This is a genomic window from Mesorhizobium sp. M7A.F.Ca.CA.003.01.2.1, from assembly GCF_003998945.1.
GTDB lineage: Bacteria > Pseudomonadota > Alphaproteobacteria > Rhizobiales > Rhizobiaceae > Mesorhizobium > Mesorhizobium ciceri.
Window position 1 is genome coordinate 1 of sequence record NZ_RZRA01000083.1, and the last position, 9,422, is coordinate 9,422.

Below are 9,422 nucleotides of genomic sequence, written 5' to 3' on the forward strand. Positions count from 1 at the left end.
GTAGGGCAGTAGGGCAGTAGGGCAGTAGGGCAGTAGGGCAGTAGGGCAGTAGGGCAGTAGGGCAGTAGGGCAGTAGGGAGCGCCTCAACGCTGGCCGCTCTCCTTCATACGCTCGATGATTTCGGCCATCAGCGCCAGGTCGCGGCGGGAATCGGCGAGGTCGGTCAGCGGCTTTGTTCCTTCGGCGATGTGGCGGTGGAAAATCTCGAGTTCATTCGAGAAAGCATCGCCGTAGAGAGGGCCGAAGGCTTTCGTCACCGGGCCGAGCGGGCCGGCATCGGTGACCTCCAGCCGCGTCGGCAGGCTGCGGATGTAGGGCGTGTCGTAGATGATGCGCACGCGCCTGGTGTTGGAGCGCACCTCGATCATTGCGTCGAACAGGCCGAGATCGTCGACCACCGCGTCGTAGAGACAAGCGAAATGGCCATAGTCGAAGGTGACCGATGTGTTGGCGCCGCCATTGGTGCGGTGCGCGGCCAGCACGCGCGCCGGCTCGCCGATCAGCCCGCGCATCGCTGAAATGTGGTGCGAGGAAAGCGCCGTCAGCCCGCGATAGGCGCGCACCAGGTCGGCCGGCGCGTCGGCACCGACGACTTCGCGGATCAGCGCGTCGCGCTCCTTGGCGCCACGCGCCAGCAGGGCCGGGTCTATGTCGTTGGGATAGAGGACGTTCTGGCTCTTCTTGAGGAAATGCCGGCCCTCCGAGATCAGGTCGAAGATGCGGACATGGGTGATGTCGGCGAAGGCCGGCAGCTCGTCCCTGGCGGCCAGATAGGCCGGCGCGTAGCGGCGCATATAGCCGACGAACAGGGTCTTGTCGTAACTCGGCATCAGCGCCAGCAGATCGTCGATCTCGCGCACCGTCAGACAGGCAGGCTTTTCCAGCAGGATATGTTTGTTGGCAGCAATCGCCGCGTGCACGAAGCGGCTGTGGGTGTCGTCGGATGACAGCACGAACACCGCGTCGATGTCGGGTGACGCTATTAGCGCCTCGGCCGTCTCGAAGGTTCTTGCCGTCAGGTGTTGCGAGGTGCACAGCGCCACCAGGCTGGGCGACACGTCGTACACGCCCGCGATCACCCAGCGCTCGCGCTGATCGCTCAGCACCGGCAGATGGATCGACTGGGCGACCTCTCCAAGACCTATAAGTCCGACACGAATTGGTGCCACCGGCAAACTCCCTTTGATTTCAGGTCTGATGCTGCAGGACTATGCCGCGCCGGTGACCAGCGCGACGAGCTCGTTGCCTGATGTCTCCGAGGCGCGCACGGTCGCCGCCATCTTTCCCGCCCGCATCACCCAGATCTGGTCGGACAGGCGGCGGACCTGATCGAAATTGTGGCTGACCAGGATGACTGAGACCGACTGCTCGCGCAGGCGTCGGATCAGCGCCTCGACATTGGCCGTCTCCTGCACGCCGAGCGCCGCCGTCGGTTCGTCCATCACCACCAGCTTGGCGCCGGAGCCGACAGCGCGGCAGATCGAGATCGCCTGCCGCTGGCCGCCCGACAGGCGCCGCACACGCTGGTTGATCGACGGCACGTTGATCGACAGGCGCGACAGCATGGAACGGGCCTCGCGTTTCATCGCCTTGCGGTCGAGGAAAGCGAAGGGACCGATGCGGCGCACGATCTCGCGGTTGAGGAACAGGTTCTGCGCGACCGTCAGTTCGTCGATCAGCGCCAGGTTCTGGTGCACGGTCTCGATGCCGGCCTTGCGCGCCTCGTCGGGATTGGCGAAGGGCCGCGCCCGGCCGTCGAAGAACAGATCGCCGGCGTCGGGCTGATGCACGCCGACCAGGCTGCGGACCAGCGTCGACTTGCCGGCGCCATTGTCGCCGATCACGGCGGTGACCTCGCCGCGGCGGGCCTGGAAGGCGACGTCGGTGAAGGCGCGGATGCCGCCGAAATGCTTGCTCAGCCCTTCGCAGGCGATGATCGCCTCAGCGGCGGGGATGTGATGGGGAGCGCTCATTTCTGATACCGCATGATCAGCGCCGCCAGCACCACGATGGCTCCCACGGCAAGCGGTTGGTAGAAAGCCGACACATTGAGCAAGGTCAGGCCATTGACGAGTGCCGTGAGCATCAGCGCGCCGATGGCGGGCCCAAGAATGCTGGCGCGGCCGCCGAACAGGCTGACGCCGCCCAGCACCACCGCCGCCACCGAATTCAAGAGCAGGCTGGTGTTGATCTGCGGTTCGGCCGAGCCGATGCGGGCGACCAGGAGAATGGCCGCGACACCGGCGCAGAGACCGGAAATCGTATAGGCGGCGATCTTGACCCGGTTGGTGCGGATGCCGAGCGCGCCGGCACTTTCGGCCTGGCCCCCGGTGGCAAGCAGATGCACGCCGAAACGCGTGTGGTAGAGCGCGATATGGGCGACGATGACGGCTGCGATCGCCACCCATACGGGATAGCTGAACGGTCCGAACGAGCCGGAAGCGAGCCTGAGCAGGAAGGTCGAGCCGACCATGGTCGGTTCACCGCCCGACAGGATGAGGCCAAGGCCAGTGATGCCCGACAGCGTGCCGAGCGTCACCACGAAATCGGGGATTTTGCCTGCCGTGATGATCAGCCCGTTGAGGAAGCCCACCGCGCTGGTGGCGAGAACCGCGAGCACGCAGGCGATGAAGATGCCGTAGCCGGCGGCATTGACGAGGCCGAGGATGATGGCGCCGAGCATGACGGCTGCCGCCAACGACAGATCGATGCCCGAGGTGGCGATGACGAAGGTCTGGCCGATCGACAGCACGACCAGGATCGCAGCCGCCAGCAGCAGCGCCTGCAGATTGGCGACGCTGAGAAAGACCGGCTGGGCGATGCCGAAGACGATGACGAGGCCGACCAGGCCGACGACGGATGCCCAGTCGGCCCAGAAGGAGGGATCGAGGAGGAGAGCCGCCAGGGAGGGACGGCTCTCCTCCGCACCCGCCGAATGGGCGGCGGGCGCGTTGTCTGCAGGTGTGCTCACTTCAGCATCTCGCGGAAGGGATCGGGATAGTCGCCGCCGGGACGCGGAAAATTCTTTAGCGACGCTTCGGCATTGTCCTTGTTGATCAACAGCACAGGTGCCGGCACGTTGGCCGGCAGTTCCTTGCCCTTGGCCGCGACCGCACAGGCTTCGACGCCCATGGCGCCGACGACATAGGGGTATTGGGCGACGGTGGCGGTGAGTTCGCCTGATGCGATCGACTTCAGCGCATCGACAATGCCGTCTAGGCCGATCACCTTGACGTCCTTGCCCGACGTCCGCACGGCGCGCTCGACGCCAAGGGCCATGATGTCGTTGGCGGCGAAGAAGCCGGCGAGGTCCGGATGGGCGGCGAGGATATCGGTGGCGGCGGTCAACGCCTTTTCGCGATCCCAGTCAGCGCTGACCATCACCACGATTTCGAGCTTGCCTTCGACGGCCTGCCTGAAGCCCTTGATGCGGGCGTTGGAGCCGACATCGCCGACGATGCCGGCGACCAGCGCGACCTTGGAACCCTTAGGCACCAGCTTCAGCATCTCTTCGCCGGCCAGCACGCCTGCGGCGACGTTGTCGGTGCCGATATAGGTCGAGACGGCAAAGCCGGCGGCCTTGGCCTGCTCGGGGTCGATGGTCGAGTCGATGTTGACGATCGGCTTCTTCTTTTGGGCGACCGGCACCAGCGCCTGGACGAGGTTGGAGACGCTGATCGGGTTGACCAGGTAGCAATCGAAATCCTGCATGGCCATGGCGGTCAGGCGGTCGGCCTGGCCGGTGGCGTCACCCATGTTGGCGGCGGCCTGGACGCTGACACTGACGCCGTTGGCCTTGGCCTGCTCCTCGATGCCCTTCTGCATGGTCTGGAAGAATGGATTGTCGAGGCCTTTGACGATGGCGGCGACTTTCGCCGCATCCTCGGCGTGGGCGGGTGCCGAGACGATGGTTGCAAGCATGCCGGCGCCAAGCAGGCTCGTGCCGAGTTTCAGGCAATTGAACATGCGCATGGTTTTTCCTCCTCCTGATTGTTTTATGGGCTGCATCGATGTCGCCGTCCGGCGACTGCAATGTCCGACGGCGCGCAAGCGACCCCGGCCCCTGGCGCGACGATCCGCCAACGGACTGCTGCCAGCTTGGGGATGTGCGGACTGCCGCCCCGGTTCGGGCGCTTTTCGATGTCAGGCATTGCTCCTCCCAGAGCGCCGGCCGATGCCATGCCGGCGTTTGCGCATGTTTTATAAAAAATTGACACGCGTCAAGATTTAAAATGTGCGTAGCGATTTTTGACTGCGCGCCCTGCGGGCATGACTGTCCTGCCGGCATGCGCTACAACCAAGGCGCGAAAAAAACTGCCAGCCTAGGGAACCACTAGGGGGATGTCCGCGTTGGTCGCTACTTTTGTGCAGAGGGAGGTTTGGGGTGGGGCGTTTCGAAATCGTGGAAGAGCCAACGGGTACGTTTTCGATTTTCGACACCGTCACGGAATTGCCGGCAACGGCCAAAGGGGGCGTGTGCATTGGGCTTTATCGGCACGAAGTGCCTCTGGCACTGCTTGCAGCGGTTGAAACGGTCCAGCCCGGCCATTTTTCGCTCCTGCCCTCATTGTCGGTGTTGAACGACTGGCGGGCTCATCGAGACGATCTGCTGGCATGAGCAAAGCTGCCCGATGTCGCATCAAAAATCATACGGTATGGGAAATCACGCCCTGTTGTCGAAAGCGGCGGTGAGGCATGGAAAGCAAGGGGAGGTTGCAGTGCGTTGGGAGGTGAAGCAATGTCTGATCAGGACGACCTGATCCGAGCTGCCATCGGACGGCTGCTCGCCGAGAAGACAGGCGCCGCCGTCATATCGATGAGAGAGAGCGTCACCGAGCTTCTGGCGCTGACCGGTGCCGCACTGGACGAAAGACTCCAAGACCTGCTGCTGGAAATGGCCGAAGTCCGCGGCATGATGGTCGCTCTCGACTTCTGAACATATCCGGCTGGGATGCTGCAGCATGGACCGGCAGCGCTTTCATCGCCGGCAGCCTCTAACCTTACTGCGTCCAATATCGGGCATCGCATTTTAGGCCGAAAGCGGACAGGCAGCTTTCCGCCCGATCGCCAGTATTGCCGGCATGTCGCGGATCGTCGCCGCGACAGCGCGCCTCGCCAAACCTTGGCTCTTTTTCCGACCCTCAAACGTCTTAGCTACAGTGAAGCTAAGGAGCAGGGTCGATGAGCCTCAGGAATAAAGAAATCGTGGTCACCGGTGGCAGCCGTGGGCTTGGCCTCGGATTGGTCGAGGCGCTGGTCGAACAGGGCGCCAGTGTGACCGTCGTTGCCCGTGGCGTCGAGGCGCTGGATGCGGTCGGTGCGCGGCTTGGGGTCGCCACTATCCGCGCCGACGTTGCGGAGGAGGGCGCGGCCTATCGCATTCTTAGCGAGGTTCGTCCTGACGTCGTGGTCCTGAATGCTGGTGCCACGCCCCGGATGGGCCGGTTGGACCAACTGAGCTGGGAAGATTTTTCAATCGCCTGGGAAACCGACGTCAAGGCCGGGCTATACTGGCTGCAGGCGGCGCTCAACCTGCCGCTCAAGCCGGGCAGCCGTGTTCTGGTGGGATCGAGCGGTGCCGCCGTCACCGGGTCGCAGTTGTCGGGCGGCTATGGCGGCGCCAAGCGCATGCTGTGGTTCATGGCGAAGTACGCCAACGGCGTTTCGCTGGAGAAGAAGCTCGGCATCCGCTTTCAGGCGATCGTGCCGCGGCAGATGATCCTCGGCACCGGAACAGGCGATGCGGCGGCCGGCGCCTATTCCGGATCCATGGGCATCACGCCCGAACAATTCGTCACCCGCTTCGGTGCGCCGATGCCGCCCCGAACCTTCGGCGACAGGGTGGTTTCCGTGCTGGAAGACCCGCAATATGCCGAGGGGATCGTCTTCGGCCTCAATGGCGACGCGGGCGTAACCGTGATGGAGGGGGCTGCGGCTTGAGCGAACGAGATCCTGCCGTGGACCGCGACCGACGGGAAGGGCTGCTTGCCCTTGCCGCCGCGATGCGGCCAGAGCTGCACCGCTATTGCGCGCGCCTGATGGGCTCGGTCATCGACGGGGAGGATGTCGTGCAGGACACGTTTGCGCGAGCCTTCGTTGCGCTGAATGAGCTGGGCGAGGTGCCGCAGCTCAGGCCCTGGCTGTTCCGCGTCGCCCACAACCGTGCGCTTGACCTGCTGCGCAGCCGCGCGATCCGCGCGGCGGAGCCTATCGAGGCGGCGCTTGAAATTGCCGACGACACCAAAGCCGACCCGGTGGAGATGCTGATGCGCAGGCAAGCTATACAGACCGCAGTGTCGCGCTTCGCGGAGCTTCCGCTGCTCCAGCGCAGCGTCGTCATCCTCAGAGATGTGCTCGACGAGCCGCTGGCCGAGATCGCTGCTTTGCTCGGCATCACCGTCGATGCGGTGAAAGGGCACTTGGCGCGCGGCCGCGCCCGGCTTAGGGAAGTCAGTGCGCAGGCCAGTTCGGCTCCCGATGCGCGTATCGCGTCGGCCGCCGTGGTCCGTTATGCGACCCTGTTCAACCAGCGGGATTGGGACGGCTTGCGCGCCCTGCTTGCCGACGACGTCAGGCTTCATCAGTCCCTGCATGCGACGCGCTCGGGTGCGGCGGATGTCGGCATGTTCTTCACGATCTACGCCAAAAGCGACCGCGTGTGGCTGACGCCGGCCTGGCTCGACGGCCGCGAGGTGATCGCTGTGTTCGAAAGCCATGCCGACCAGAAACCGCATCATTTCATGTGGCTGGAGTGGCGAGAAGGTCAGATCAGCTTCATCCGCGACTATCGCTATGTCAGCTATGTTACCGACGATGCCGAGCTGGTGCTGGCCAAGGACGCCAGGTCCTTCGGTCGCGGCACCGGGCACTGAAGAGCGGGCGCGCATCTGACCATCATACGGGCGGTGCTGTTCCTGCCCAAGGGGCCGATGCGGGGCTGGGCGTCGCACCGCCTGAGGATGTCTTTGACGTGCCCACGCGTGACATCCCCTAACTCTGCTCGATCAGCGCGCGCGCCGCAGCTTTCCCTGCCGCAAGGATACGATCCGACAATTCCGTTCCCTCCACGGCACGGGCCAGTTGAAGCGTGCCAATGAGGGTCGCAAAGATAGCGAACGCAACGCCCTCCGGATCAGGAGTTTGCGGCGGCAGCTCTACCGACACCTGGCGCACCTGGGTCAGCAAACGCTCGGTATAAAGCTGACGCGTTTCGGGTGGCTCGCGGGCGATTTCCGCCAGCAAGGCGGCAGAGGCGCAGCCCTTCCCGGGATTATCCCGATGCGCCGCAGACAGATATGTGTCTATGGCCATTGCCAAGCCGCCGGAGGCCAATGCTTGCCGTATCTCGTCGGATTGATCCTCGAGAGCTGCAGCGACCGTTTCACGGACAAGCGCCGCCTTTGATTGAAAGTGGGGATAGAAAGCCCCGTTCGTCAGCCCGGCGTCGCCCATGATGGTTGCCAGTCCGGACGCCGCTATGCCGTTTTTCCGAAAGCGTTCCGCGGCGACCTCCAGGATCCGGCCGCGCGAGGCGTCCTTCCTGCCCTTTTCGTAGCGCATGGCTGCTATTCCTTTCTGCTATTGCATTATGATCATAATCTGATATTACGACTGTAATTTAACAGATGCAAAAAAGCTAGCCCCCATGAGTTTGGAGCACGAAATGAAAACGAATGCCGGAAAAACCGCTGTTGTGACCGGAGCCTCTTCGGGCATCGGCCGCGCCAGTGCCGAAGCCCTTGCGCGGGCCGGGTTCACCGTCTTCGGAACCAGCCGGCGCAAGGCCGGCAACGATCCGGACGGGGTGATCATGCTGATCTGCGACGTGACCGACAGTGAGGCCGTTGCCGCACTCGTTTCGACGGTGCTCTCGCAGACCGGCCGGATCGACCTCTTGGTCAACAATGCCGGGGTCGGCCAGCTTGGAGGCGCCGAGGAATTCTCGATTGCCCAGGTGCAGGCTCTGTTCGACGTCAATCTGTTCGGCGTCATCCGCATGACCAATGCGGTGCTGCCGTCGATGCGGCAGCGTGGCGAGGGGCGCATCATCAATATCGGCTCTGTGCTGGGACTGGTGCCCGCGCCGTATTCAGCGCATTATTCGGCGGTCAAGCACGCGCTCGAGGGCTATTCGGAATCGCTCGACCACGAGGTTCGCGCCTTCAACATCCGCGTTTCGGTCATCGAGCCGGCATTCGTTCGTACTGTCTTCGACCAGAACGGGATCCAGCCGGATTCGCCGTTGCAGGAATACGATCAGGCCCGCGCTACGCTGGAAGCGCTGCTTCGCGACGTGATGCCTGTCGCCGACCGGCCGGAAATGGTGGCGCAAGTGGTCGTCAAGGCAGCGACCGATGCCCGTCCGCAACGGCGCTACACCGCCGGCAAGGCTGCGCGCCAGGTCAGCCTGCTGCGTCGCTTTGCTCCCGCGGGGATATTCGACAAGAGCCTGCGGAAACAATTCCGCCTGCCCGTTTGAACACAGCGAGCAGAGGATTTCACGCACATGCGACACACCAAAATCACTCTCAGAAAGTCACTGCCATGAAGGCATTCGTCGTCGACAAGTACAGCAAGAACGGCACTCTGCGGCTAGCCGAAATGCCGGAGCCGAAACTCGGGGACAGCGATGTCCTGGTCGAGGTCCACGCCGCGGCGGTGAACCTGCTCGATTCCAAGGTCAAAACCGGAGAGTTCAAGCTGATCCTGCCCTATCGCTGGCCCTTCATCCTGGGTCACGACGTGGCCGGGAGGGTTGTGCGCGTGGGATCGAAAGTCCGCAAATTCGACCTGGGCGACGACGTCTATGCGCGGCCGCGCGATGGCCGGATCGGGACGTTCGCCGAGTTCATAGCCATGGATGAAGCCGACGTGGCCCTGAAACCCGGGAACCTCAGCATGGAGGAGGCGGCCTCGATCCCGCTGGTCGGCCTGACCGCCTGGCAGGCGCTCGTCGAAAGGGCCAAGCTGAAGAAGGGACAGAAGGTCTTCATTCAAGCCGGTTCCGGCGGCGTGGGGACATTCGCCATCCAACTGGCAAAGCATCTCGGCGCGACCATTGCGACCACCGCCAGCGCGGCGAGTGCCGGTCTGGTCAAGGGGCTCGGCGCCGATATCGTCGTCGACTACAGGAAAGACGATTTCGAGAAAGTCCTTTCGGGCTACGACGTCGTCTTGAACAGCCAGGACGCCAAGACACTTGAAAAATCACTGAATGTGCTGAAACCGGGTGGCAAGCTCATCTCCATCTCCGGCCCACCGGATCCGGAATTTGCCAGGGAAAAGGGACTGAACGTGGTGCTGAGGCTGGTGCTTCGCCTGCTGAGCCGCGGTATTCGAGCGAAAGCCAAGCGCCGTGGCGTGACGTTCTCGTTCCTTTTCATGTGGGCGCAGGGCGAGCAGCTGAGCAAGATCGCATCGC

At 63.6% G+C, this 9,422-nt stretch carries 11 protein-coding genes; 6 read left to right on the forward strand and 5 right to left on the reverse strand.

Features of this window, described 5'->3' with window-relative positions; translation table 11 throughout:
* Window positions 1–84 precede the first annotated feature (84 nt).
* Genes EN969_RS05910 through EN969_RS05925 form a run of 4 tightly spaced genes read right to left on the reverse strand, consistent with a single transcriptional unit; the run spans window position 85 to window position 3,973 of the window.
* Window positions 85–1,170, reverse strand: a complete 1,086-nt coding sequence (locus tag EN969_RS05910; RefSeq protein ID WP_063170299.1) for a Gfo/Idh/MocA family oxidoreductase — start codon at window positions 1,168–1,170, stop codon at window positions 85–87.
* Between the two features lie 39 nt (window positions 1,171–1,209).
* Window positions 1,210–1,974: an ATP-binding cassette domain-containing protein gene (locus tag EN969_RS05915; RefSeq protein ID WP_063168679.1), complete on the reverse strand. Its 765-nt coding sequence runs from the start codon at window positions 1,972–1,974 to the stop codon at window positions 1,210–1,212.
* Entirely contained in the window at window positions 1,971–2,972 is a 1,002-nt protein-coding gene (locus tag EN969_RS05920; RefSeq protein ID WP_063168678.1) for an ABC transporter permease, read from the reverse strand. Before EN969_RS05920 ends, EN969_RS05915 begins: the two co-directional genes overlap by 4 nt.
* A complete protein-coding gene (locus EN969_RS05925; protein ID WP_063168677.1) occupies window positions 2,969–3,973 on the reverse strand; it encodes a substrate-binding domain-containing protein in 1,005 nt (334 codons plus the stop codon). Before EN969_RS05925 ends, EN969_RS05920 begins: the two co-directional genes overlap by 4 nt.
* Window positions 3,974–4,385: 412 nt before the next feature.
* On the opposite strand from EN969_RS05925, the gene EN969_RS05930 reads away from it, so the two are divergent.
* From EN969_RS05930 to EN969_RS05945, 4 genes are all read left to right on the forward strand, one after another.
* Window positions 4,386–4,619 carry a hypothetical protein gene (locus tag EN969_RS05930; protein ID WP_013530508.1) on the forward strand — a complete coding sequence of 78 codons (234 nt, stop codon included), beginning with the start codon at window positions 4,386–4,388 and terminating at the stop codon, window positions 4,617–4,619.
* A gap of 120 nt (window positions 4,620–4,739) precedes the next feature.
* The gene (locus EN969_RS05935; protein WP_013530509.1) at window positions 4,740–4,937 is read left to right on the forward strand and encodes a hypothetical protein; all 198 of its coding nucleotides are present in this window, start codon (window positions 4,740–4,742) and stop codon (window positions 4,935–4,937) included.
* A 245-nt stretch (window positions 4,938–5,182) separates the two neighbouring features.
* Window positions 5,183–5,941, forward strand: a complete 759-nt coding sequence (locus tag EN969_RS05940) for an SDR family oxidoreductase (RefSeq protein WP_063168676.1) — start codon at window positions 5,183–5,185, stop codon at window positions 5,939–5,941.
* A 62-nt stretch (window positions 5,942–6,003) separates the two neighbouring features.
* On the forward strand, window positions 6,004–6,873 hold the full coding sequence (locus EN969_RS05945) for a sigma-70 family RNA polymerase sigma factor (RefSeq protein ID WP_164747167.1): 870 nt from the start codon (window positions 6,004–6,006) through the stop codon (window positions 6,871–6,873).
* Window positions 6,874–6,991: 118 nt separating this feature from the next.
* On the opposite strand, the gene EN969_RS05950 is transcribed toward EN969_RS05945, so the two are convergent.
* Window positions 6,992–7,561, reverse strand: a complete 570-nt coding sequence (locus EN969_RS05950; protein ID WP_063168675.1) for a TetR/AcrR family transcriptional regulator — start codon at window positions 7,559–7,561, stop codon at window positions 6,992–6,994.
* Window positions 7,562–7,664: 103 nt separating this feature from the next.
* On the opposite strand from EN969_RS05950, the gene EN969_RS05955 reads away from it, so the two are divergent.
* Both EN969_RS05955 and EN969_RS05960 read left to right on the forward strand, forming a co-directional pair.
* Window positions 7,665–8,480, forward strand: a complete 816-nt coding sequence (locus EN969_RS05955) for an oxidoreductase (RefSeq protein WP_063168674.1) — start codon at window positions 7,665–7,667, stop codon at window positions 8,478–8,480.
* 65 nt (window positions 8,481–8,545) lie between these two features.
* Window positions 8,546–9,422: NADP-dependent oxidoreductase (locus tag EN969_RS05960; RefSeq protein WP_164758156.1), on the forward strand; the 877-nt coding region annotated here is incomplete at its 3' end.